Below are 24,765 nucleotides of genomic sequence, written 5' to 3' on the forward strand. Positions count from 1 at the left end.
CGGATACCGGCAGGCAACTGCCTTGAGTGTATTGATACAAAGTTCTTTTCGCATATTGTCATCCATCTGAAGAGAAAGAATCTCACCGTTAAAGCAATCCATAATCGGGGAAATATAGAGTTTTCCGTCCAGGCAGCCGATCTGCGTGATATCTGTCAGCAGTTTTTGATACGGGGTATCCCGAAAATCCTGCTTGATCAGATTTTCCTCCTCTTGAATTTCGGTGGCAGCGCGTGTTAAACCATGCGGACGTCTGGTCTGCGTGAATCAGACCTTTTTCGTGCATAATTCGCCTGATTCTACGTTTTCCTGTGTGGAATCCGTTCTGCTCCAAGGCAAGCTGCATTCGTTCCACGCCGTAATTGTCATTATAATCGGATTCATTCATAATCCTGTCTATTGCCGCCGAAAGAAGCGCGTCCTTAGACGGCTTACTGAGATTCTTCAGATATCGATAATATCCAGATTCGCTTATATGAAGAATTCTGCATAATAGTTCCACACTCCACTCCTTATCTGAATCTGTCTGTATAGAGTGGATAAAGCGGTATCGCTCATGTGCTTTTACTTCTTTCGGCGCGCTGCGAAAAAACCAAGAGCCTCCTGAAGTATATCGTTAGCTCGTTGGAGCTCTTTGACTTCCTTCTCCAGCTCAAGCATTCTTCGTTCCTGCTCGCTTGCCGGCAGTTGTTTATGACCACTTCCTACAAATGCCTGATCTCCGTATTTCTTTCGCTTACCTCGCCAGGTTGTGACTGTATTGTAGGGGATTCCAAGCTGGTCAGCCGCCTTCTTTGCTCCGATTTCATCTGAGAGCTTCAATGCTTCTTCTTTAAAATCTTTATCGTAGCTTCTTGCCATGATTTCTCACCGTTCCTTTGTTCTTATTCTATCATAGTTTGGTGAGTTTTCCGACTCTACTTAAATGATACCACTCCAGAGTTACTGCGGCGTACAAAAGGTATCCATCCTTAGATTAAAAAATAATGATATTGCATGTGTTAAAGGTACATCTAAAAAGAAGGAGTTAAAACCTTATAATATCCCACTTGTGCATATCTATAATACGGATAACGCTGCCAGAGTAGGCAGAAGATCATGGGAAAATTGGAAGAAGAAAAGCAAACATAATAAACAACAACTTTATGGTGACAATAAGAAGTATAGCGTGATTGCCACAAATGGGCAAAAGTATTTTTTTAGTGGTTCACAACATCAAAAAATTACTAATGCAAAAAAGTGGTGCGAGGAGATGGGATATGAGTTGCTATTGTATGCATCAGATAATCCGTCAGGGACGTTTGCTATTAAGGATAGTAATGGCGAAATTATTAAAAAGTGCTACACAGTTAAACAGTTGCAGATGTATGTAAAACAGAAAAAATTATCAAAATGAGTTGTATACAAAATTTAAGTCAGCCCCTAAAAGGCTGACTTTTTTTATTGAATGCTCACAGATTTAATAAAAGGATGGTTAAATGAATGAATTTAAAGCAAGGATAAAAGCAGAACTAGATACAACAAAATTAAATCAACAGCTAAAACAGTTGGAAAACGGCGATCATAAGCTAAAAGTAGATACTGACACCGAAGATGCAAAAAAAGATGTACAGAACGTCAACAAACAGCTTCAAACATCTCAAAAGACAGCAGCTTCATTCGGCAGTACGTTAAAGAGTGCGCTCAATATTGGCAGTGCAGCAGCCGTTACAGCTAAAGGTATACAGGTGATCGGAACTACTGCAAAAAGTGCAGCAGAGTCGATAAAGGAAATTGATAAATCCATTGTTAGTTTGCAGATGGCAACGGGTGAAAGTCGTTCTGCTGTTGTGAGCATGATGAACGACTATAACCAGATGGCACAGCAGATGGGTGCTACCACCACACAGATTGCAGATGCAGCGGATGCCTGGCTTAGACAGGGACACTCTATAAGTGATACCAATACACTCATCAAGGATTCAATGATGTTGAGCAAGGTTGCCGGTATTGATGCTGCTGACAGTACACAATATTTGACCTCTGCAATGAAGGGTTATAAGGTTGCAGCGGAAGATGTCGCGGGCATTGTAGATAAATTGACTGCCGTTGACCTTGTTTCTGCGACAGATGCCGGGGGACTTGCAGAAGCGATGTCCAGAGTTGCGGTAACTGCTGACACGGCTGGCGTGTCAATGGATAGACTGCTGGGTTATCTGGCAACGACAGGAGAGGTAACACAGCGTTCAATGTCATCGATTGGTGAAGCATATAAAACGATTTTTACCAGAATGTCCGATATCAAGAGTGGTAAACTCAAACTGATTGATGACGATGGAACAGAGGAAATGCTTTCTGATGTTGAACAAACTTTGGCAAATGTCGGCATTGATTTACGCAAAACAGTTACAGAATACAATGATTACCAAGATGTATTGGACAATCTTGCGGCAAAATGGAGTTCGCTGAGTCAAGTTCAGCAAAATGCGCTGAGTAAGGCCTTTGCTGGAACAAGACAGGCAGAATACTTCCGCGTGCTGATGGAGAATTACGACAGTGCAAAGAAATATGCTGATGTTGCCGCAAATTCCGCAGGATCGGCAGAACAGAAATTTGGTGCGTATCTTGATTCTTTGGAAGCAAAGACCAATACATTAAAAGCAGCGTTTGAATCTCTGGCAATGAATAACATTTCTACTGGTATTGTCGGTGGTATTTTGGAAGCATCAACGGCGGTATTAAAATTTGTAGATGACACAAATTTATTAAAAAGCACCTTTGCGGGACTTGCAATCACAGGAGCAGTCAAAGGATTTGCACTGTTAAGAACTGGCATTATGCAGGCGGCAACCAGTTTGAGCACATTTGATACCGCCATGGGATTGGTCAAAGGCACTCAAGTGTTGGAGGATGACTTTCAAACACTCATCTCGCTTGCTGGAAATCTGTCAAAATCTCAGTTACGGGCAGTATTATCATCCGAAGCATTGTCAAACGCTCAAAGAACGACCATCCTGACCAGCGTAGGGATGACAGAAGCAGAAGCGTCAGCAGCACTTGCATCAATGGGACTTGCAACAGCAGAAGGAACAGCAACAGGTGCTACAGTAACGCTGGCAGGCGCATTTAAGGGATTGATGGCTACACTGGCAGCAAATCCGCTTATAGCTGTTACACTGGGTATTATGGCAGCAGGGGCAGCAGCTTCCGCACTGGCAAAAAGATATTACAATGCAGCAGAAGCAGCACAGGAAGCACAGACCACCTATGAGGATACCGTAAGCCAGCTTGATTCTGTGAATAGCGAACTGGAAACTACACAAGAAAGAATCGAAGAATTACAGGCATTATCTTCCAATGGTACAATCACATTGACACAGGAAGCTGAACTGGAAAAGCTGAGACAGCAGAATGCAGAACTGGAAAGACAGAAAGCATTATTAGAAGCCAATGCACAGTCACAACAGCGGTCAGCTACAAATGCAGCTATGAATGCATTGACCATTGAAGGAAGTCAGTCCCAGTATTCTAAAGATTACAATCTGAATGCTGTTGGATATACCAACGTCATTGATGCGGCAAAAGAGGATATCAAGCACTTACAAGACCTGTATAACGAACGGGCAAAGCTGAATCAGCAATTGGATGCGGCATTGAATAGTAATGATGTCAATGGAATTTCATATGTGCAGAAACAGTTAACCGATAACCAAGCCGAGATTGACAAATATAATGAGTCTGTTTCAGGCACGATGGAAGAACTCGAAGGATACCGGGATACACTTGCACAGGATACGCAGATTGGCAAGATCAGCGGTGGACAAGAAGCCCTTGACGCTTTAAATGAAATTATAAAAGTCATCAAGGGTGATCCATTGGAACCTGCAATCATGCTGGGATTATTTCTAGGATTGAGGAAATCGGAGTGTTTGGGCTTGCGCTGGGAAGATGTTGACTTCGAGAATGATCTAGTGCATATCAGGAATACGGTTGTACGGTCTAATTGCGGTATCATCGAAAAAGAACAGACCAAAAGTGAGGCTGGAAAGAGGGACTTGCATCTTATGCCAGCGCTGAAAACGTATCTTCTCGACTGGCGCGAACGGAGAGAGGAGATGCGGGAGTTGATTGGTGATTGCTATGTGGAGAATAACCATGTGTGTTGTTGGATTGATGGCAGACCACTTGAACCGAGTTATCCATCACATCATTTTCCGCGCATTCTAAAAAATAACAATCTACCTAAGATCACCTTCCATGAGTTACGGCATACAGCAGGAAGCCTGTTAATCAATGCGGGCGAAGATGCGAAGCGTGTACAAGAGTACTTAGGTCATCAAGATGTAAGCACAACGCTGAACATCTATACTCATTTGACCCCGGCGGTAAAGCGTGAGACTGGAAATCTGATGAACAGTCTGTTGGAAGATGATTGACCCCTTGTTAGAAGTCTTGTTAGAAGTCACTGCAACAGAATAAAACTGAACATCGAAAAAGTTATGAAAAAACCGCCATTTCATTAAGAAACAGCGGTTTTAAGTGGTACGCCCGACTGGAGTCGAACCAGCGGCCTTCAGAGTCGGAGTCTGACGCTCTATCCAACTGAGCTACGGGCGCGTGTCTAACTGTTATTATAGCAACCCTGCCATCATTTGTAAAGTTTTTTTTGAAGAATTGCGCACTTCGCAGAGGAATGGTATACTGTTTTCAGTATTTCCGCGCACGAAAGGAACATTTTATCTATGAATCGACTGATTGACCGCCTTTCGGCTGAGCATGTTCTTCCACGGACAGATTTTGTGCAGCTGATTTCGGCGTTTGCACCGGAAACTGCCTCCTATGCCGCTGAATGTGCACGCAAAACCGCGCAGGCAGTTTTTGGAAACAAAATATATATTCGTGGTCTGATTGAACTGAGCAATTTCTGTCGCAATGACTGCTATTATTGTGGAATCCGACGTTCCAACCGCAAGGCACAACGCTATCGGCTGGAAAAAGAAGAAATCCTGCAATGTGCGGCAGAGGGGTATGCACTGGGATTTCGCACATTTGTTTTGCAGGGCGGAGAAGATGGATACTATACTACGGAGCGCATGGCAGACATCGTATCGTCCATCAAACGGCAGCACCCGGACTGTGCTGTTACATTGTCGGTCGGAGAACAGACCAGAGAGACGTATCAGGCATATTTTGACGCAGGAGCAGATCGTTATCTGCTGCGGCATGAAACAGCAGATGAGGCACACTACAGCCGCCTGCATCCCGCAGAGCTTTCCGGTGCACATCGCAAACAGTGCCTGCGATGGCTGAAGGAGATCGGTTTTCAGACTGGTTCCGGGTTTATGGTCGGCTCACCGTTCCAGACGGCGGAAAATTTGGCAGATGATCTGTTGTTTCTGGCAGATTTACAGCCGGAAATGATCGGAATCGGGCCGTTTATCCCGCATCATGATACTCCATTTGCACAGATGCCGCAGGGGTCAGTGGAACTGACCCTGTTCCTGCTATCACTGTTGCGGCTGATGTTTCCGGATGTGCTGCTGCCCGCGACAACAGCGTTGGGAACGCTCGATCCGGTTGGGCGCGAAAAAGGCATCCTGGCGGGTGCAAATGTCGTCATGCCGAATCTCAGCCCACAGGCAGTGCGCAGCAAATACATGTTGTATGACAACAAGCTGGCAACCGGCGCAGAATCAGCACAGCATATTGCCGATCTGCGCGCACGGTTTGCCAAAATTGGATATGAAATTCAGATCGACCGCGGCGATTCTCCGCGCGTCAAAACATTGAATTGAACTGGTCGGCAACCATCTGTGCCTCCGGATAGGAATCACAGCGGCGGTAGCCGAACTGTTCACACCAGATTTCTGTGGCTTCAAAATCTGGAAGGGAATCCTCATCTGCCAGATCCGGATCCCATTCGCCCTCGTCACAGACGCGGGCATAAAGTTCACATTCCTCTTCGTCATAAACGAGGAAAACGCCCCAGCCGGTGGAGGGGCAGACAAAGGTTTCACTGATTATTTTCATAGGTCATTCTTCCTTATGTTATTGAAATTGGAGGTAATTTTGCTATGCGTATTGTTACAGCCGCACAGATGAAGCAGATTGAATGCAATGCCGACGCGGGCGGGCTTTCCTATCTGCAAATGATGGAAAATGCCGGGACAGCTGCTTATCAGATCATCCGTGCGCACAAGCCGGATGCACATGTACTTGCCATTGTTGCCGGAAAGGGCAACAACGGCGGCGATGGATTTGTCATTGCGCGCCTTGCCGCACAGGATGGGTTGGCCGTACGGGTTGTGCTTGCAGAGGGGGAGCCGGTCACGGTGGATGCAAAGACTAATTTTCACCGCCTGGATGGGTTGAATGTAACCGTCTGCCCAATTGAGCAGATTGATCGGCTGACAGATGCAGATGTTGTCATCGACGCGCTGTATGGCACAGGATTTCACGGTACTCTGCGTCCATCCGGCGCAAAGGCATGCTGCTTCATGAATGAATCGGGGGCGTATCTTGCTGCACTTGACCTGCCAAGCGGGATTCATGCGGATACAGGCGCTGTTGCGGAAGGCGCGGTGCATGCCGATCTGACCGTGACCTTTGATTCATATAAACCGCTGCATGTGCAGGAAACATCCAAACCATATTGCGGTGAAATCGTACTGGCAGATATCGGCATTTCAGAGGAGTGTCATAACGGCATCGGGTGAATACCCGATGCCGTTTGGCTTTTGTTATGCCTTTGCTTTCTGATAGACTTTGTAAATCGCTTCTTTATCCAGCGGTACAAAGCGGCCGATTTTGCGCGTATCCATAAAGCTGCACTTATAGGCGAGTTCGCGCATGTCCTCTTCGGTCAGTTCAATGCCCATCTGATTGATGCGAACCGGCATGCCGATGGACTGGAAAAAGGCTTCCATTGCGTCAATGCCGCGGTTAGCAGTTTCGATGTCGTCTGCCCCCGGCTGTACGCCCATGACCTGGATGGCAAATTTTGCAAAGCGCGCGGGATTGGCAGGCATGACAGTCCGTGCCCAGCTCGACCAGACAGCACACAGGCCTGCGCCATGTGCGACGTCATATTTGCCGCTCAGCTCATGCTCCAGCTGATGGCAGGACCAGTCGCCGCCGTCCGTGCCGCAGCCGGTCAGGCCGTTGTGCGACAGGCTGCTTGCCCACATCAGTCCGGCACGTGCGTCATAATCCTCCGGATTTTTCAGCGCAGCGGTTACGTCGCGCATGACGGATTTCAACAGGCTCTCTGCGATGGAATCGGTGAGACCGAGTGTGTCTACCTGCGTGAAATAACGCTCCATTGTGTGCATCATAACATCGGCGGCGCCGCTTGCCGTCTGGTATGCCGGGAGTGTATAGGTCAGCGTCGGGTCCATAATGGCGAATTTACAGCGACACAGCTCGGTACTCAGTCCGCGCTTGAGCCATCCGTCCTCGTTGGTGATGACGGAGGAATTGCTCATTTCACTGCCTGCCGCTGCGATGGTTAGGATTGTACCGACCGGGGCACACGCCTGTGGTACGCGCTTCTTGGCGTAAAAATCCCATACATCGCCGTCGTTTGCAATGCCATAAGCAATCGCCTTGGAGGAATCGATAACCGAGCCGCCGCCGACTGCGAGGATGAAATCGACGCCCTCGCGCTTGCACAGCGCAATGCCTTCGCGCACAAGGCCGAGGCGCGGATTGGGTACGACACCGCCCAGCATGACATAGGAAATCCCGGACTGTTCCAGCGCATCTGTGACGCGATCGAGCAGTCCGCTGCGCTTAGCCGAACCGCCGCCGTAATGGATCAGAACCTTTTTGCCGTTCTGACCTGTGATGAGTTCGCCGACGCGTTCTACGGCATGTTTGCCGAATACGACATGCGTCGGGGTATAGTATTCAAAATCCTGCATAGATAAGCCTTCCTTTCGCAAAACCAGTCTATCAATTACTGCCTTTATTGTAACGGATTTGTGGCAGCTGTGCAAGGTGCTGCGGCAGAGTTATGTGCGAAAGTGCGCGCCCTCCAGCGTCAGAAGCTGTGCTTTTGCGCGCAGGCCGCCTGCATATCCGGTCAGGCTGCCGTCCGCGCCGAGTACACGGTGACAGGGAATCAGGATACTGATGGGATTGTGCCCGACCGCGCCGCCGACTGCTTGTGCGGAAATGCGCTTTCCGGTCTGCTGTTCCAGCTGCACCGCAATTTGTCCATAGGTCATGGTTTCACCGTATGGAATGCGGAAAAGAATGTCCCAGACTGTCTGCCGGAAGGCACTGCCCTCCGGCGCAAGCGGGAGCGTCATAGCAGGCGCTTCGCCGTGAAAATAACGGTTGAGCCAGTCGATGGCCTGTGCAAAAACAACAAGATTTTGCTCTGTGGCATTCGGTGCGAGTGTGCTGCCGAAATACTTCTGATGCTCCAGCCACAGCCCAGTCAGCTGTGTCCCGTCGGAGGCGAGTGTCAGCACGCCGACAGGGGAATAATAGGTCGTAAGATATGGACTGCGATTCATTTTCAGTTCCTCTCTTCCTGTGCGTTGACCGTATCATATCACAGAAACAGACACGAGACAAGGCGGGGAAAAAACAATAATCTGCTACTCTGACTTTCAAGATTCTGCTATAATAAAGTGCATAGAGAAAGAAACAAGAGGAGAGGAGAAAAAACGATGGCGCAGCAGAATCCACTCAATGTGCAGTGCTTTGTGAAGAAGGATTTTCAGTCGGTATTTGTCGGGGAAAACGACCCTAAATTGCTTTACGTCAGCAGGATTTCGCCGGATGCAAGCACACATCCGCGCGTGATGCATGCACACAGGGATTTTGTAGAGCTGCTCCTGATTTGCAGCGGCAGCAGTGAATATCTGATTCATGACAAGAAACAGCTCATCAAGCCGGGTGATCTGCTGATTTACAATGCCAATGTTGTGCACGATGAAATTTCCGGACCGGGCATCGAAGTCGGCAGTTACTGTGTTGCGGTCGGCGGGCTGCATATGCCCGGCCTGCGTGAAAATGCGCTGATTCCCGACGATGCGGGTTATATTTTCCCGACCGGAGAACACTTTGAAGCCATGCGCACAATCTGTGAAATGATGTTTCACAGTCTGTCCTCCGGAGAGCCGCGTACAGAAGCGTTCTGCCATAGCCTGATGCATGCGCTGCTGGTCAAGGCGCTGACTGTTGTCGGCGGAAGAGAGGCTGCTGCGGATGAACCGGAGGTTGAGGAACCGCATGTACTTGGCCTGCGCATTAAATCGTACATCGACGAGCACTATATGGAACCAATTACGTTGCAGAGCATGGGGGAGGCGCTGCATATCAGTCCGTATTATCTCTCACATGTGTTCAAGCAGATGAGCGGATATTCCCCGGTGCAGTATTTGCTGCGCCGCCGCATCGGCGAGGCGCAGACACTGCTTATCACGACCGATTTGCCGATTACAACAATTGCCGGTATGGTAGGTTACGATACCCAGAGCTATTTTAATCTCCAGTTTACGAAAAATGTCGGCATGCCGCCGAAAAAATACCGGCAAAATTATATTGTCAGCGTCGAGGAGGAAACCAAGCGGGCAAAAAAGAAGAAGAAAAAAGAATAAAAAAACAAGAAGGTGCTGCCGAAAACAGGAAATATTCCGGGTTTCGGCAGCTTTTTTGTGCCCATCACGTGGAAAAACGGTGCGGATCATGGGCTGATATTTTGTGAAATCGCAGGATTTTATAAAATTCGTTCCGGCGGACGCTGTCTGCATATACGGGGATTTTAAGATGAAGGGAATAAAAAATACACAGGAATATCAATTTTGATAAAAAAACGGACGGGAAACAGATTTTTTTGGTAAAAACAGATAAGCCAAGAAGTTGAAAGACGAAATTGCCGCCGGATGATATACTAAAGTCACAATAAAGAAACGAAACATACCGAAGAGGAAAGGAAGGTATTTTGAATATGTTGGACCCGAAGAAAGTAAAAATTGGAATTGCTCCGATTGCATGGACAGAGGATGACATGCCGGAGATGGGCGCGGAGAACAGTTTTCTCCAGACCATCAGTGAAATCGCACTGAGCGGTTATGTCGGCACAGAAATCGGCTGCCAGTATCCGAGAAATCCGGCAGTCCTGAATGAGGAATTCGGCCGCCGCGGCATCTCTGCTATCACGGCATGGATCAGCACGTATCTCAACGAGCAGCCGATGTGGTGGAATGAACGCGCATTTGTCGACCACATGAATTTCCTGAAGGCCATCGGTGCTGAGGTCATCAATGTCTCTGACCAGAGCTTCTCGATTCAGCATCAGTGGAACACCCCGCTGGCGAACAAGAAGGTTCTGAACGATGATGAGTGGGAGGTTCTCACCAAGGGCCTCGATCATCTGGGCAAGATCGCTTATGACAGCGGCATGAAGATCGTTTATCATCACCACATGACGACCACCGTACAGAAGACGGGGGAGATCGACCGCCTGATGGAGATGACTGATCCGAAGTATGTCAGCCTGATTTATGATACCGGTCATCTGACCTTCTCCGGCGAAGATCCGATTGAAATCCTCAAGAAGCATCACGACCGCATCGGCCATGTACATCTGAAGAATGTCCGCAAGCCGGCAATGGAAAAGTGTTATGCAGAAAACAAGAGCTTCCTGCGCTCGATTCCGGAAGGCGTATTCACGGTACCGGGCGACCCGGAGGGCTGCGTAGACTTCCCGACCGTCTTCAAGCTGCTGGATGAGTACAATTATGAAGGCTGGCTGGTTGTCGAAGCGGAGCAGGATCCGGCAAAGGCAAATCCGCTTGACTATGCACGCATGGCGCGCGCCTATGTCAACAAGTATACTGGCCTGTAATCGGACACAATAACGAGTTTATTTCTATCATATAACCATACGTAAGGAGAGAGTTCGTATGAAAAAGCTGAAAATCGGTATCATTGGTGTCGGCCGTCTGGGCTATGAGCATGCCTGCAATATCGCAAACCGCGTACCGGGTTCTGAACTGGTTGCAATCTGTGATGGTAATTTTGCACGTGCAAAGGAAGTTGCAGAGGAACTGGGTGTGACCGCTGTTTACAGCGATCCGAAGGAAATGTGTGCAAATCCGGAGGTTGAGGCGGTTGCCATCGTCACCAACACTGCATCCCATGTTGAAATGATTCAGATTGCCATGGATGCAGGCAAGCATGTCTTCTGCGAAAAGCCGCTGGCAGACACGGTTGAGAAGTGCAAAGAAGCGGAGAAGATCATCGAGTCCCATCCGGAACTGATCTTCATGCTGGGCTTCATGCGCCGCTACGATCATTCCTATCAGGTTGCCAAGCAGAAGATGGAAAATGGTGACATCGGCGATGTTATCCTCGTTCGCTGCTATTCTCAGGATCCGATTTCCATCATTCAGGGCACGCTCGAGTATGCACCGCGCTCCGGTGGACAGTTCATCGACATGTCCATTCATGATATCGACCTGATCCGCTGGCTGACCGGCTCCGAGCCGAAGAAGCTGTGGGCAATCGGCGGCTGCTTCGAGTTCAAGCAGTACAAGGATTGGGACGACGGCGACAATGTTTCCTGCCTGATGCAGTGCGAGAACGATGCAATGGCATTCTTCTTCGCAGGCCGTGCAGCAGCACATGGCTCCCATGTTGAGACCGAAATCGTCGGCACCCGTGGCACGCTGCGCATCGCAGGCGTACCGGCAAGCTCCATGGTTGAAGTTATGAGCGAGCATGGCGTATGCCGTGAGTGCTATCAGGACTTCGTTACCCGTTGGCATGATGCTTACATCACCGAGATGGAAGAGTTCTGTGACTGTGTTGCAAAGGGTCGTCAGGGCAGCCCGAATGTATATGACGGCACTGCATCCACCAACATCGCGTTCCGCTGCAAGGAATCGTTCCTCAAGAATGAGCTGCTGACGCTGGAGTAAATCCAGTTCGATTCCCCCATTTTATTGCTAATATCTCCTATCTGAATATAAGTCTCTGAAAAGCCCCGCCGCTTCGTTTGGAAGCTGGCGGGGCTTTTCCATGTTCAGGTATTGAAAACGTATTTGTCCAGACGGCGGAATGCTTCCTGCACACGGCTGAAGGGCAGGGCAAGGTTCATGCGGATGGCACAGGGGGCTTGGAACATGCAGCCATCCTGCCAGGCAACGCCGACATTCCAGCCGGCTTTTTGCAGTTCCTGCACGGTCTTGCCGTGCGCTTCACACCATTCCGTACAGTCGAGGAACAGCATATAGGTACCCTCTGGCTTGCTGACCCGGATGCCATCAAAATGCTGTACAATGAAGTCATACGCATAGTCTATATTTTGCGTCAGAACCTGACACAGCTCGTCCACCCATTCATATCCCTCAGGCTGATATGCACCAATGAGTGCGTGCATGGAAAGCACATTCATGCTGTTGTAATGCGGCTTGCCGCTCTTTGCACGCACGCGGTCGCGCAGATAGCGGTTGTAGATAATGTGGTAGCTTCCGACCAGACCGGCGAGATTGAATGTCTTGCTCGGAGCATAGACGGCAACTGTACGGTTCTTTGCGTCCTCACTGACCGACTGGGTGGGGATGTGTTTGTGTCCGGACAGCAGAAGATCTGACCAGATTTCGTCCGAAATAACAACGCAGTCGTTGGCACGATAGACCTCCATGGCCTTGTCCAGCTCCCAGCGCTCCCAGACGCGCCCGGTGGGGTTATGTGGGCTGCAAAAGACAGCAACATGGATGTGATGCTGTTTGATTTTTGCATCCATGTCATCGAAATCCATGCGCCAGACACCGTCTGTATCCAATTGGAGCGGGCTGTGGACAATGTGGAAGCCGTTGTCTTCGATGCTGTTGGTAAAGCCAATGTAGGTCGGGCTGTGCAGCAGCACGGCGTCGCCCGGGGCGGCGAATGCGGTTAGCGCGGAAATAACACAGCCAAGCACACCGTTTTCATAGCCGATACAGCTGGCTGTCAGGCCGGTCACACCGTTGCGGCATTCCTGCCATTGAATGATCGATTGGTAATATTCTTTGGTTGGATTGAAATAGCCGAACGCCGGATGCTGGGCGCGTGCAAGAATCGCCTGCGGAATGGTAGGAACAGTGGGGAAATTCATATCTGCAACCCACATCGGAATGGCATCAAAGCCCTCCTTGGGCGCTTCCGGCGCAAAGCCGGGCATAGTTCCAAGGCCGTCAACTGCGATGGCGTCCTTGCCATGGCGATCCAGAATCGAAGTGAAATCATATTTCATGGCAGATGCTCCTTTCTCTGTTATGTGATTGCACCTATTGTAACACACATATCGTTTGCGGGCAAAAAAATCCCCTTCCGGATTTTCCGGAAGGGGATACAAGCCGTATGAAAAGACTCAGCCCATCAGCATCGGGACGAGCTTCAAGAAGAAGCCTGCCGCAGCAGCGGAGCCGATAACACCGGCAACGTTCGGGCCCATGGCGTGCATGAGCAGGAAGTTGGACGGGTTTTCCTTCTGGCCTTCAATCTGTGCAACACGTGCAGCCATCGGTACGGCAGATACGCCTGCGGAACCAATCAGCGGGTTGATCTTGCCCTTGCTAATCCAGCACATGATATCGCCGAAAATGACGCCGCCGAAGGTAGACAGTGCAAATGCAACCAGACCCATCAGGATGATCTCGAGCGTCTGCCAAGTCAGGAACGTATCAGCAGCAGCAGTAGCGCCGACAGACAGACCCAGGAAAATGGTGACGATATTCATCAGGGCATTCTGTACGGTTTCGTCCAGACGAGCGGTTACGCCGCAGACGTGGAACAGGTTGCCGAGCATCAGCATGCCGATCAGCGGAGCGGTATCCGGCAGCAGCAGGATGACGACAGTTGCAACCGCGATCGGGAAGACGATCTTCTCGGTGTTGGATACCTCGCGCAGCTGGGTCATCCTGATCTGACGATCCTTCTTGCGGGTAAACAGACGCATAATCGGCGGCTGAATCATTGGGATCAGCGCCATGTATGAGTACGCGGCGATTGCGATTGCGGACAGATACTCCGGTGCCAGCTTGGAGGTAACCATGATGGCAGTCGGGCCGTCTGCGCCGCCGATGATGCCGATGGCAGCGGCGACGTTGACCGGGAACTTAAAGATCAGCAGCGAGCCGAGGAATGCGGTGAAGATACCGAACTGTGCGGCAGCGCCAAGGATCAGCGAGGACGGGCGCGCAATCAGCGGACCGAAGTCGGTCATCGCGCCGACACCCATAAAGATCAAAGGCGGGTAAATATCCAGCTTTACGCCGGTATACAGCCAGTGCAGCAATCCGTCATTATCCACATTGGAAATCATGTTGGAGAACGGCAGATTCGCCAGCAGCATGCCGAAAGCGATGGTGACGAGCAGCAGCGGCTCGAATTTCTTTGCGATGCCCAGATACAGTAGGACAAACGCGATGAGAATCATAAGCAGGTTTTTCCAACCGCCATCCATGAAAAAGCCTGCATAGCCGGATTCTCCGAGAATTTTGCCGAGAACGGCAGTGAAAGAAAAATCCATTACACGCGACCTCCGTTAAGAGATGGTGCACAGAACACTGCCGGTATCAACCGACGCGCCCTTGGATACACATACGGAAGTGACCGTACCGTCCTTGCTGGCGAAGATTTCGTTCTCCATCTTCATTGCTTCCAGGATGAACAGGATGTCGCCGTTCTTGACGGTCTGGCCCTGCTGGCAGCGGACATCGAGGATGGTGCCCGGCATCGGAGCAGTGATCGGATCGCCTGCGCCTGCCGGAGCGGCCGGAGCAGCAGCCGGAGCCGGAGCGGCCGGAGCCGGAGCAGCAGCAACCGGAGCCGGAGCAGGTGCTTCGCCGATGTAAGCGGCAACAGCCTTGCCCTTTTCTACTTCGACCTCATACTGTTTGTCATTCAGCGTTACAATATATTTCATGTTGTTTGTACCTCCCAATTAAAGCGCCTGAATGCGTCTGAACTGAAGCTCGTCCAGCGGAATATCGGTCTCATCGCTGATGATGGCCATAATGCAGGCAGCAGTTTCCTCATCGACATCGATGAGCTGAAGCTTGCCGTCCCACGGCTTGGAGGGCTTTTCCTTTTCCTTCGCCGGAGCGGGAGCCGGAGCTGCGGTCTCAGCAGCCGGAGCGGCAGCCTTGCCCTTTCCCTCGATTGTCATAACGACAGCAGAAATGACCTTGATGACGAGAATCAGGAACAGGAGAAGGAGGAATACGGTTGCAAAGCCACAGAGAGAAATCAGCAGGGCTTCGCCTACGCCAATGTTCATAGTTGCCCCTCCTTAGTCGTCAACCTTCTGGATGGAATACGTTACCTTCATGCCCTTATGCTCTTCGCGGTACTGGAAGAACTTCTCTGCCTGCTGCGGGAAAGCAACATAGGACAGAACGTCCTCTTCGCAGGTAGCCAGATCGCCCAGCTTCTCGACAGCTGCCGGGATTTCCGGCTCGAGGGTCTCAGCGTAACGGCCTTCCATCGGCTTCTCATCGCCCATAACCTTCTTGACCAGTTCCGGATTGACAGGTGCCGGGGAGGTGCCGTACTCGCCGCGGATATAAGCGCGGATTTCCTTGGTGATGTTCTTGTAGCGCTCGCCCATCAGGACGTTGTTAACAGCCTGCGAACCAACCATCTGGCTCAGCGGGGTAACCAGCGGCGGGTAACCCATATCCTTGCGGACATTCGGAACCTCTGCCAGAACCTCGTTCAGGCGATCAAGTGCCTTCATATCGGTCAGGTTTGCGATCAGGTTGGACAGCATGCCTCCCGGAATCTTGTAGTGCAGGGCGTTGGTGTTGACGTTCATGACGAACGGATTGATCTTGCCCTCGGTGACATAAGCCTTCTTGATCGGCTCAAAGAACTCGTTGACCTTGCGCATTTCCGCTCTGTCCAGACCGGTTTCATAGCCCATCTGAGTCAGAACGTGATCCATTGCCTCGGTGCACGGCTGGGACGTACCGCCGGCGAACGGGGAGATCGCGCAGTCAATGACCTCAGCGCCTGCCTCGACAGCCTTCAGGTAGGTCATGGAGCCCAGACCGGTGGTGGCATGGGTGTGAACGACAATCGGAATCTTGACCTCGGACTTGAGCGCAGTGACGAGGTCAAATGCCTCCTGCGGGCTCATGACGCCGGCCATGTCCTTGATGCACAGGGAGGTGCAGCCCAGCTCTTCGATGCGCTTGCCGAGCTTTGCGTAGTTCTCAAGCGTATGTACCGGGGACTGGGTGTAGGAAATGGTGCCCTGCGCTTCGCCGCCAGCCTTCTGACACTCGTCAACAGCGGTCTCGATGTTGCGCATGTCATTCAGTGCGTCGAAGATGCGGATGATGTCGATGCCGTTTTCCACGCTCTTGCGGACAAATGCGCGGACGGTATCGTCAGAATAATGCTTGTAGCCCAGGATGTTCTGGCCGCGAAGCAGCATCTGCAGCTTGGTATCCGGCATCAGCTCACGGATGGTGCGCAGACGAACCCACGGATCTTCGTTCAGGTAACGAAGACAGGAATCGAACGTTGCACCGCCCCAGCATTCGACGGAATGATAACCAACCTTGTTCATGGTCTCGAGAATCGGCTTGAACTCCGACATCGGGAGACGGGTTGCGCACAGAGACTGGTTGGCGTCACGAAGGACGGTCTCTGTGATCTTCAGTTTTTTTGGCACAGTGTATCAGCTCCTTTTGAAAGATAAAAGATGACAAATAGATACAGTTTGGAAGGGGAAATGCCGATACCAGTCGATTCTGGTGAAAATGATGGTAATCCGGGCGAAAAACACCTCCACCAAACAGGAATATTATACAACAGAATCGTGTGCATTTGCAACGAAAAATTCGAAAAATCAGGCATTTTTGCCTGAAAATTAACAGAGTTTGCAATCGATTGAAATCTTTGCTGTAGAAATGCACAAAGAAAAATGTGAATAAAGTGTAAACTATGGTATTGTTGACAAAATTGGTGCAAGTGATGCAAGAATTAACCCGTTGCAAGCGCAATCTGCATGCCGCCGGACAGATAGGAAACCTGTGCACCCAGCTCGCGACGCAGGATTTCATAGGACGGCATGCCGGTGCAGTGGCAGGTGAAATAGCGCGCTGGAGTGCGTCGGAGCTCGTCGGCAATCGCACAGACAGTCTCCTCCGGTTCATGGATGCCGCGCGAGGGCTGGCACAGATGGAAACCAGAGACAACGTGTGTCATCGGGCGGCCTGCGACCTGCTGTGCCTGCTCCATGATGTTGAGGATGCCGGTGTGTGCACAGCCTGCGACCAGCAGACAGATATCGCCCTCTTCGACGATCAGGCTCTGCTCATGAGAAAAATCATCCGGCAGGCGGGAGCCGTCTGCCTGCTCCATTTGCAGGCCTGCGCAGGAGGAGGCGAGGAATCGGTGTCCGGGTGCGCCGGAAATCAGCGTCAATCCATCCCCCAGATGCGTCACACCGTCGGTGTAATGCAGGCGCGGGCTTGTTTTCAGAGACTGTTCCAGTCCGATATACCGCGTGGCGGATGACCAATGAGGGATGAAGGCATTTTTGTGCAGGTAAATCGGTGCATGGTCATTAACCTGCAAAAAAGCAGGCAGTCCGCCGCCATGGTCATAGTGCCCGTGCGACAGAAATGCGAGGTCTGCCGCGGCGATATCCACACCCAGTTCCGCCGCGTTGTGCAGGAATGTGTCATCCGGACCGAAATCGAATACAATGCGGTGCGCCGCAGTTTCCAGATACAGCGACAGCCCGTGCCGCGATTGGATTTCCGGCGCATGCGAGGTATTTTCCAGCAGGGAAATCAGCTTCATTTTCAAATATCCTTTCTCAGTAAAAAAACAGTGCAGGAAGCATTCCTGCACTGTCAGTGTATCAAATTGGAGGCGGGAAATCAATCCGCGCGGCGGCAGGCGTCCTTTATGGACTTCACATATTCTGCGACCGGCTGCACGCTGTCACGACCGTATTTTGCAATCAGCTTGACAATTGCCGAGCCGACGATGGCACCGTCTGCCTGACGGCACATGGACTCCGCCTGTTCCGGCGTGGAGATGCCAAAGCCGACTGCGCACGGGATGTCGTTGACTTCCTTGACGAGTTTGACCATCGCGCCGATGTCGGTGGTGATATTGCTTCTCGTGCCTGTGACGCCGAGCGAGGAGACACAGTACAGGAAGCCCTCTGCCTGCTCCGCAATGGCGCGGATGCGGTCATGCGAGGTCGGCGCAATCATGGAAATCTGTGCCAGACCATACTTTTTGCACAGAGGCTCGAATTCCTGCTTTTCCTCAAACGGAACATCCGGCACAATAATGCCGTTCATGCCGATTTCTGCGGCGGTTTTGAGGAATTTTTCTGCACCGTAAGAGAAGATGACATTCGCATAGGTCATGAAAACCATCGGGATGCTGACCGTCTGGCGCACACGGCGAACCATATCAAAAATCTTGTCGGTGGTCACGCCGCCGGACAGCGCGCGCAGGTTTGCGTCCTGAATGACCGGGCCTTCGGCGGTCGGATCAGAGAACGGGATACCCAGCTCAATCAGATCTGCTCCTGCGTCTGCAATGGCGGAAATGAGTTTTTCTGTGGTCTCCAAATCGGGATCTCCACAGGTCAGAAACGGGATAAACGCCTTGCCATTTGCAAAGGCATCTGCAATTTTAGTCATGGAGATCCTCCCCTCTGTAGCGGGCAATGGCAGCGACATCCTTGTCGCCGCGGCCGGAGACGTTGATTACAATAATCTGATCAGGCGACATAGTCGGTGCGAGCTTGCACGCATAAGAAATGGCATGTGCGGACTCGATAGCCGGAATGATACCCTCGGTGCGGGACAGGTACTCGAATGCCTGAACCGCTTCTTCATCGGTGACAGGGACATACTTGGCACGGCCGGAATCGAACAGCATCGCGTGCTCCGGGCCGATGCCCGGATAGTCCAGACCGGCAGAAATGGAGTAAACCGGTGCAATCTGACCGTATTCATCCTGACAGAAGTAGGATTTCATACCGTGGAAAATGCCGAGGCGTCCGGTGGACAGCGTTGCGGCGGTTTCCTTTGTATTGATGCCGCGGCCTGCGGCCTCACAGCCGATCAGCTGTACCTCAGGATCGTCAATAAAGTTGTAAAACGCGCCGATGGCATTGGAACCGCCGCCGACACAGGCGATAACCGCATTCGGCAGGCGGCCTTCACGCTCCAGCATTTCCTGCTTGATTTCCTTCGAGATTACCGACTGGAAATCACGGACAATCGTCGGGAACGGATGTGGACCCATGACCGACCCGAGGACATAGTGCGTGTCGTCGATGCGGCTGACCCACTCGCGGAAGGTCTCGGAAACGGCGTCCTTGAGCGTCGCTGTGCCGCTGTCGACCGGGTGTACCTTGGTGCCCAGCAGCTTCATGCGGTAGACATTGAGCGCCTGACGCTCGGTGTCGAGACGGCCCATATAGACCTCGCATTCCAGGCCGAGCAGTGCGGCTGCAGTTGCGGTGGCAACGCCATGCTGACCTGCGCCGGTCTCCGCGATGACGCGTGTCTTGCCCATTTTCTTTGCGAGCAGGCACTGTGCGAGTGCGTTGTTGATTTTGTGTGAGCCGGTGTGGTTGAGATCCTCACGCTTGAGATAAATCTTTGCACCGCCGAGGTCTTTGGTCATTTTCTCGGCATAGTACAGCAGGGAGGGGCGGCCGACATAGTTCCTCATCAGTTCGTCCAGCTCTGCGTTGAATTCCGGATCGTCTTTATAGCGGTTGTACGCTTCTTCCAGTTCATGAATGGCATTCATCAGGGTTTCGGGGATGTATTGTCCGCCGTGAATGCCGAATCTTCCGTTAGACATGTTTAGAAACTCCTTATTTGTTCGATCAGCGCGCGGATTTTGTCAGCGTCTTTGACGCCGTCCGTTTCCGCGCCGCTGGAAATGTCCATGACATACGGCTGCATCTTTGCCGCATCACTGAGATTATCTGCCCGCAGTCCGCCTGCGAGTGCGAATGGTCTGCCGATATCGCGCACAAGCGTCCAGTCAAACACTTCGCCGGTGCCATATCCGTTGTCCAGCAGCACGAGATCTGCGCTGCTGTGGCGTGCCGCGTCCAGATCAGCCTGTGACCGAATGCGGAATGCCTTCCAGACTGGCTTTCCGGTGCGCGCCTGCAATTTTTGGACAAAGGCATCGTCCTCCTGTCCGTGCAGCTGGATGATGTCCACTGTGTGGCTGTTCAGCAGTGCGGCGTTGTACGCGAGCGGTTGGTTGACGGTCACGCCGACCGCCGGGATTTCAGGGGACAGGTCTGTCCGGAGCAGCCATGCCTGTTCCGGGGTCAGGCTTCGATGGCTTTTGGGAAAGTTGATGACAAAGCCGATGTAATCCGGGCGGTATTGATTGACCACTTGAATGTCTTCCGGGCGTTTGAGCCCGCAGATTTTTACTTTCATCGGATTACCCCCGCATCTGTGCCAGCAGAGCAGCTTTATCCGGGGCGCGCATCAGGACTTCACCCATCAGCACGGCGTCCGCGCCGATGCTGCGCAGAGCGGCGACATCAGCCGCGTTTTTGACGCCGGATTCCGCGACATATACGCAGTCCGCCGGGATCAGGTCGCGCAGGCGTGCGGCGTTGGAAAAGTCGACAGAAAAATCCTTCAGATTTCGGTTGTTGACGCCGATGAGTCGGGCACCGGCCTCAACTGCGGAACGGATTTCCGCTTCGTCATGTGTTTCCACGAGAGCGGACAGGCCGAGCTTTTCGCAAATTTCCAGATGGTGCGCGATGGTCTGTGTGTCCAGAAGCGCACAGATGAGCAGGACGGCGTCCGCACCCATCAGCTTTGCCTGATAAATCTGGTATTCGTCTACCGTAAAATCCTTCCGAATCATCGGTGTGTTCACGCGGCTGCGGATATCGGTGAAGATTCTGTCGCTGCCGAGGAACCATTTCGGCTCAGTGAGACAGGAGATGCAGTCCGCGCCTGCCTGCTCATATTCTGCGGCAATGTCCAGATAGGGGAACGATTTTGAAATAATGCCCTTGGACGGAGAGGCTTTCTTAACCTCACAGATAAAGGAAAGGCCGTCGCCGCGCAGCGCTCGTTCAAAGCAAAACGGCGGGCGGGAAGGAGCCGCACCGTCTGCGCACAGATGTTGCAGCGCATCGAGAGAAGTTTTTTCTTTGTCAGCCGCGACGCGCACGCGGGCATAATCGGCAAGTTGATCTAAAATCATGATTTTCTACCTTATCATATTATACTTGCAACGCGATATACTCAGGCATTGGAAACGGCAATATATGCGTTCAGCGTTTCCATTGCCTTGCCGGAGTCGATCATCTCCGCCGCCAGCTTGATGCCATCGGCAATCGAAGCTGCCTTGCCGCTGATGTAAAGGGCAGCGCCTGCGTTCATCAGGACGATATCACGCTTTGCGCCGCGCTCCGTGCCGGACAGGATTGCGCGGGTGATCTGTGCATTTTCTTCCGCACTGCCACCGGTGATATCGCTCTTCTGTGCGCGGGACAGGCCGAAGTCCTCCGGTTGGATGGTGTAGGTCTTGTATTCACCGCCGCCAAAGTCGCAGACTGTCGTCGGTGCGCTGATAGAGATTTCATCCATGCGATCCTGACCATAGACAACCAGGCCGCGCTTGACACCCAGATTGGTGAGCACGCGTGCCATCGGCTCAACCAGATACTCGTCATAGACACCGAGCAGCTGGTAGCACGGGCTGGCCGGATTGGTGATCGGCCCGAGAATATTGAATACGGTGCGGATGCCCAGCTCCCTGCGGATTGCACCGACATACTTCATGGAAGTGTGATATTTCTGTGCGAAGAAGAAGCAGATACCTGCGGTTTTCAGTTCTTCCACACATTTTTCCGGGGACTGGTCGATATTGACGCCCAGTGCTTCCAGACAGTCCGCTGCGCCGGATTTCGAGGAAGCGGCGCGATTGCCGTGCTTTGCAACCGGCTGGCCGGCTGCTGCGATGACGAGTGCAGCAGAGGAGGAAATATTGAACGAGTTGGAGCGGTCGCCGCCGGTTCCGACAATTTCCAGGCATTCAATGTCACCGGTATCGACCATCAGCGCATGGCTGCGCATTGCAGCGGCACAGCCGGAGATTTCATCGACGGTTTCTGCCTTGGCGCTCTTGGTGGACAATGCCGCGAGAAATGCAGCATTCTGTGTGGGCGAGGTTTCGCCGCTCATAATTTCATTCATGACCTGATATGCTTCGTCATAGGTCAGATCTTCCTTCATAACGATTTTTTCAATTGCTTCTTTAATCATGGTAAACGCTCCTTTTTCCGATCCATACACGCATGCTCACAGAGCAAGAAAATTCTTCAGGATAACGGCGCCGTCCGGCGTCAGAATGGATTCCGGATGGAATTGCAGGCCGTATACCTGCTTATCACGGTTCATGACTGCCATGACCTCGCCCACGCTGTCAGCGGAAACAACGGTCAGAGCATCCGGCAGGTCGGTGCCGATGAGGGAATGGTAACGTGCGACCGGAATGTGATCGGGCAGCCCGTCAAACAGGGGGCATGCGGGATCGAGTGAAACGACGCTCTGCTTGCCGTGCATCAGACGGCGCGCATGGGTGACAGTACCGCCGAAGGTCTCACAGATGGCCTGATGACCGAGGCATACGCCGAGCATCGGGATTTTTCCGGCAAATTCGCGGATCACATCTTCGCAGATACCGGCGTCACAGGGACGACCCGGGCCGGGCGAGAGGATGATATGTGACGGCGCGAGTGCACGGATTTCATCTAATGTAATCGCATTGTTGCGTACAACGAGGATATCCGGCTCGATTGCGCCGCACATCTGGTACAGATTATAGGAAAAGCTGTCGTAGTTATCAATCAGTAAAAGCATGCTGCATCCCCCTCTCAGTCCGCATCAACTTCTGCGGCGCGCTCGATGGCGGAGATGACCGCGCCTGCCTTGTTCTGTGATTCCATGTATTCGTTTTCCGGTACGGAGTCGGCGACAATGCCGCCGCCCGCCTGTACGGTAACACGGCCGTTTTTCTTGACTGCCATGCGGATGGCAATGCAGGTGTCCATGTTGCCGGTGAAATCGACATAGCCGAGTGCGCCGCCATATACGCCGCGTGCGCACGGCTCCAGATCCTCGATGATCTCACAGGCGCGGATCTTGGGTGCGCCGGACAGAGTTCCGGCAGGGAGCAGGGTGGAGATGGCGTCAAAGGCGTCAAACTCCGGTTTGATATCGCCTTCAACCACGGAAGTGATGTGCATGATGCGTGAATAGCGGTGGATCATCTGATAATCGGTGACCTCGACCGAGCCAAATTCAGACAGGCGGCCGATGTCGTTTCTGCCGAGATCGACGAGCATATTGTGCTCGGCAAGCTCCTTCTCATCCGATAGCAGGTCAGCTTCCAGCGCCTGATCCTCGGCCTGTGTTGCACCGCGCGGGCGGGAGCCGGCGACCGGGAAGGTGGCGAGACGGCCGTTGCGCAGGCGGACAAGTGTTTCCGGAGAGGTGCTCATCAGTTCAATGTCGTTCTGATGCAGGTAAACCATGTACGGCGACGGGTTAGTGGTGCGCAGGACGCGGTAGGCATCGAGCAGGCTGTCGGTATACGGCGTTTCAAACCGGCGTGAAAGGACTGCCTGGAAGATATCGCCGTCTACAATATATTGCTTGGTTTTGTTTACAATGTCACAGTACTCTTCCTTTGTTACATTGCAGGTGAAGTTCGGCTTGCAGTGGCTGCGCGTGACGGGCAGCGGCATCGGCTCGCGGATCAGACGGATGATTTTTTCGATTTCCGCGCGTGCAGTGCCGTAATTCTCCAGCATATCGTCCGTCCGCATGTTGACAATGACGTCGATTTTCTGCGACAGGTGGTCATAGGCGATGACCTTGTCGAACAGCATCAGGTCGAAGTCATCGACATCGCTCGAGCGCAGGTTCAGGGTCGGTTCGGCATAGCCGATCATGCGGTAGGCGTAGTAGCCGACCAGACCGCCGGTGAACGGCGGGAAGCCCTCAATGCGGGGCGCCTTGTATTGTGCCATCAGTGTGCGCAGCACTTCATTCGGGGTGTCGGTCGTGACGGTCTCCGTGGGGCGTCCGTCGGTGTACTCTGTCGTGACGACATGATCCTTGCAGGTTACGTGCACAATCGGATCGAAGCCGAGGAACGAATACCGGCCCCAGCGCTCGCCGCCCTCGACGCTTTCCAGCAGGAAATAGCGGTCGGAGACCTGTGCGATTTTGCGCAGCAGCGCAATCGGCGTCGTGATATCCGCATAAATTTCGCGGCACAGCGGAATTGTGGAATAATCGGCTGCATAAGCCTGAATTTCTGAAGCAGTTGGTTTCAGCATGGAGAATCTTCCTTTCTTACGATTTGCGGCGGGAAGGGCAACAAAAAAAGCCTTCATCCCGAGTTTGTTCCAAACTCAAGGGACAAAAGCCAAAGCCTCTGCGGTGCCACCCTGTATTGCCGATCCGAAAGGAATCGACCACTCGCCGCACACCATCATGTGCGTTCCGATATAACGGTCGGAGACCGTCAGCGCCTACTGGCCGAAGCGTTCAGGCTGCCCTCACGAGTCCATTCCGCGATCTGTGCGCCGCCGCAATCCCACCACCTGCGGCTCTCTGCATGCGTATCTCGAAAGCGTACTTCTCTCGTTCAACGGTTTTACTTTATTGCATTAAAGATATCACAGAATTGCGACATTGTCAACAGGGAATTGAAAAAACGGTGTTACCAGAAAAAACC

The 24,765-nt window shown here is 52.1% G+C and carries 25 protein-coding genes, 1 tRNA gene, 1 pseudogene and 1 other annotated feature; of the genes and pseudogenes, 7 read left to right on the forward strand and 20 right to left on the reverse strand.

Translation table 11 applies throughout. From position 1 onward, the window contains the following. The 3 genes and pseudogenes from CBW42_RS15355 to CBW42_RS08550 all read right to left on the reverse strand — a co-directional run. Nucleotides 1–162: pseudogene (locus CBW42_RS15355) on the reverse strand (IS3 family transposase); the annotation flags it as partial. Continuing rightward, nucleotides 89–502, reverse strand: a complete 414-nt coding sequence (locus CBW42_RS15360) for an IS3 family transposase (protein ID WP_087020011.1) — start codon at nt 500–502, stop codon at nt 89–91. The gene CBW42_RS15360 and the pseudogene CBW42_RS15355, both read right to left, overlap by 74 nt. A 62-nt stretch (nt 503–564) precedes the next feature. Then, nucleotides 565–861, reverse strand: coding sequence for a transposase (locus CBW42_RS08550; protein ID WP_087017840.1), 297 nt, complete (start codon nt 859–861; stop codon nt 565–567). A 64-nt stretch (nt 862–925) separates the two neighbouring features. Here CBW42_RS08550 and CBW42_RS08555 point away from each other — a divergent pair, with 64 nt between their 5' ends. Then, complete coding sequence (locus CBW42_RS08555) at nt 926–1,396, forward strand: hypothetical protein (protein ID WP_087020014.1); 471 nt, start codon at nt 926–928, stop codon at nt 1,394–1,396. An 82-nt stretch (nt 1,397–1,478) separates the two neighbouring features. Beyond that, nucleotides 1,479–4,415 (forward strand): phage tail tape measure protein, encoded by a 2,937-nt coding sequence (locus CBW42_RS08560; protein WP_087020017.1) that lies wholly within the window; start codon nt 1,479–1,481, stop codon nt 4,413–4,415. A 104-nt stretch (nt 4,416–4,519) separates the two neighbouring features. Here the strand turns inward: CBW42_RS08560 and CBW42_RS08565 are convergent. Beyond that, nucleotides 4,520–4,596: transfer RNA gene (locus CBW42_RS08565), tRNA-Arg, on the reverse strand. A gap of 125 nt (nt 4,597–4,721) precedes the next feature. On the opposite strand from CBW42_RS08565, the gene hydE reads away from it, so the two are divergent. Further along, nucleotides 4,722–5,774, forward strand: a complete 1,053-nt coding sequence (hydE, locus tag CBW42_RS08570) for a [FeFe] hydrogenase H-cluster radical SAM maturase HydE (protein WP_087020020.1) — start codon at nt 4,722–4,724, stop codon at nt 5,772–5,774. Here hydE and CBW42_RS08575 read toward each other — a convergent pair. Then, nucleotides 5,758–6,009 (reverse strand): hypothetical protein, encoded by a 252-nt coding sequence (locus CBW42_RS08575; RefSeq protein ID WP_087020022.1) that lies wholly within the window; start codon nt 6,007–6,009, stop codon nt 5,758–5,760. The two genes, hydE and CBW42_RS08575, sit on opposite strands and share 17 nt — an antisense overlap. Before the next feature lie 44 nt (nt 6,010–6,053). On the opposite strand from CBW42_RS08575, the gene CBW42_RS08580 reads away from it, so the two are divergent. After that, nucleotides 6,054–6,695: an NAD(P)H-hydrate epimerase gene (locus tag CBW42_RS08580; RefSeq protein ID WP_087020025.1), complete on the forward strand. Its 642-nt coding sequence runs from the start codon at nt 6,054–6,056 to the stop codon at nt 6,693–6,695. Between the two features lie 24 nt (nt 6,696–6,719). Here the strand turns inward: CBW42_RS08580 and CBW42_RS08585 are convergent, their stop codons facing one another. Then, nucleotides 6,720–7,901, reverse strand: a complete 1,182-nt coding sequence (locus tag CBW42_RS08585; protein ID WP_087020029.1) for an iron-containing alcohol dehydrogenase — start codon at nt 7,899–7,901, stop codon at nt 6,720–6,722. A gap of 90 nt (nt 7,902–7,991) precedes the next feature. Next, complete coding sequence (locus CBW42_RS08590) at nt 7,992–8,501, reverse strand: methylated-DNA--[protein]-cysteine S-methyltransferase (protein ID WP_087020032.1); 510 nt, start codon at nt 8,499–8,501, stop codon at nt 7,992–7,994. A 156-nt stretch (nt 8,502–8,657) separates the two neighbouring features. Here CBW42_RS08590 and CBW42_RS08595 point away from each other — a divergent pair, with 156 nt between their 5' ends. The 3 genes from CBW42_RS08595 (at nt 8,658) to CBW42_RS08605 (ending at nt 11,915) form a co-directional block, all read left to right on the forward strand. Further along, the gene (locus CBW42_RS08595; RefSeq protein ID WP_087020035.1) at nt 8,658–9,590 is read left to right on the forward strand and encodes a helix-turn-helix transcriptional regulator; all 933 of its coding nucleotides are present in this window, start codon (nt 8,658–8,660) and stop codon (nt 9,588–9,590) included. 350 nt (nt 9,591–9,940) lie between these two features. Then, the gene (gene iolE / locus CBW42_RS08600; protein ID WP_087020039.1) at nt 9,941–10,840 is read left to right on the forward strand and encodes a myo-inosose-2 dehydratase; all 900 of its coding nucleotides are present in this window, start codon (nt 9,941–9,943) and stop codon (nt 10,838–10,840) included. Between the two features lie 58 nt (nt 10,841–10,898). Beyond that, nucleotides 10,899–11,915: a Gfo/Idh/MocA family oxidoreductase gene (locus tag CBW42_RS08605; protein ID WP_087020041.1), complete on the forward strand. Its 1,017-nt coding sequence runs from the start codon at nt 10,899–10,901 to the stop codon at nt 11,913–11,915. 104 nt (nt 11,916–12,019) lie between these two features. On the opposite strand, the gene CBW42_RS08610 is transcribed toward CBW42_RS08605, so the two are convergent. The 13 genes from CBW42_RS08610 to CBW42_RS08670 all read right to left on the reverse strand — a co-directional run bounded on the left by CBW42_RS08610 (nt 12,020) and on the right by CBW42_RS08670 (nt 24,364). Then, nucleotides 12,020–13,231, reverse strand: a complete 1,212-nt coding sequence (locus CBW42_RS08610) for a MalY/PatB family protein (RefSeq protein ID WP_087020044.1) — start codon at nt 13,229–13,231, stop codon at nt 12,020–12,022. 117 nt (nt 13,232–13,348) lie between these two features. Continuing rightward, nucleotides 13,349–14,509 (reverse strand): sodium ion-translocating decarboxylase subunit beta, encoded by a 1,161-nt coding sequence (locus CBW42_RS08615; RefSeq protein WP_087020047.1) that lies wholly within the window; start codon nt 14,507–14,509, stop codon nt 13,349–13,351. Between the two features lie 15 nt (nt 14,510–14,524). Continuing rightward, a complete protein-coding gene (locus CBW42_RS08620) occupies nt 14,525–14,905 on the reverse strand; it encodes a biotin/lipoyl-containing protein (RefSeq protein ID WP_087020050.1) in 381 nt (126 codons plus the stop codon). Between the two features lie 18 nt (nt 14,906–14,923). Continuing rightward, nucleotides 14,924–15,259, reverse strand: coding sequence for an OadG family transporter subunit (locus CBW42_RS08625; RefSeq protein WP_087020052.1), 336 nt, complete (start codon nt 15,257–15,259; stop codon nt 14,924–14,926). 12 nt (nt 15,260–15,271) lie between these two features. Beyond that, nucleotides 15,272–16,660 carry a pyruvate carboxylase subunit B gene (locus tag CBW42_RS08630; RefSeq protein WP_087020056.1) on the reverse strand — a complete coding sequence of 463 codons (1,389 nt, stop codon included), beginning with the start codon at nt 16,658–16,660 and terminating at the stop codon, nt 15,272–15,274. A 311-nt stretch (nt 16,661–16,971) separates the two neighbouring features. Next, nucleotides 16,972–17,796 carry an MBL fold metallo-hydrolase gene (locus CBW42_RS08635; protein ID WP_087020059.1) on the reverse strand — a complete coding sequence of 275 codons (825 nt, stop codon included), beginning with the start codon at nt 17,794–17,796 and terminating at the stop codon, nt 16,972–16,974. Nucleotides 17,797–17,876: 80 nt separating this feature from the next. Beyond that, a complete protein-coding gene (trpA, locus tag CBW42_RS08640; RefSeq protein WP_205703628.1) occupies nt 17,877–18,656 on the reverse strand; it encodes a tryptophan synthase subunit alpha in 780 nt (259 codons plus the stop codon). Beyond that, complete coding sequence (gene trpB / locus CBW42_RS08645) at nt 18,649–19,833, reverse strand: tryptophan synthase subunit beta (protein WP_087020062.1); 1,185 nt, start codon at nt 19,831–19,833, stop codon at nt 18,649–18,651. The genes trpA and trpB overlap by 8 nt, the downstream gene beginning before the upstream one ends. A 2-nt stretch (nt 19,834–19,835) precedes the next feature. Next, the gene (locus CBW42_RS08650) at nt 19,836–20,432 is read right to left on the reverse strand and encodes a phosphoribosylanthranilate isomerase (protein WP_087020064.1); all 597 of its coding nucleotides are present in this window, start codon (nt 20,430–20,432) and stop codon (nt 19,836–19,838) included. A gap of 4 nt (nt 20,433–20,436) precedes the next feature. After that, entirely contained in the window at nt 20,437–21,219 is a 783-nt protein-coding gene (gene trpC, locus CBW42_RS08655) for an indole-3-glycerol phosphate synthase TrpC (RefSeq protein WP_087020067.1), read from the reverse strand. Nucleotides 21,220–21,260: 41 nt separating this feature from the next. Then, nucleotides 21,261–22,283, reverse strand: a complete 1,023-nt coding sequence (gene trpD / locus CBW42_RS08660; protein WP_087020070.1) for an anthranilate phosphoribosyltransferase — start codon at nt 22,281–22,283, stop codon at nt 21,261–21,263. Nucleotides 22,284–22,319: 36 nt separating this feature from the next. After that, the gene (locus tag CBW42_RS08665) at nt 22,320–22,880 is read right to left on the reverse strand and encodes an anthranilate synthase component II (protein WP_087020073.1); all 561 of its coding nucleotides are present in this window, start codon (nt 22,878–22,880) and stop codon (nt 22,320–22,322) included. A 14-nt stretch (nt 22,881–22,894) separates the two neighbouring features. Next, nucleotides 22,895–24,364: an anthranilate synthase component I family protein gene (locus tag CBW42_RS08670; RefSeq protein ID WP_087020076.1), complete on the reverse strand. Its 1,470-nt coding sequence runs from the start codon at nt 24,362–24,364 to the stop codon at nt 22,895–22,897. Nucleotides 24,365–24,439: 75 nt separating this feature from the next. Next, nucleotides 24,440–24,688, reverse strand: a binding site (T-box leader). Between the last annotated feature and the right edge of the window lie 77 nt (nt 24,689–24,765).

The sequence above is a fragment of the Butyricicoccus porcorum genome, from assembly GCF_002157465.1.
In the GTDB taxonomy this organism is placed as follows: domain Bacteria; phylum Bacillota; class Clostridia; order Oscillospirales; family Butyricicoccaceae; genus Butyricicoccus_A; species Butyricicoccus_A porcorum.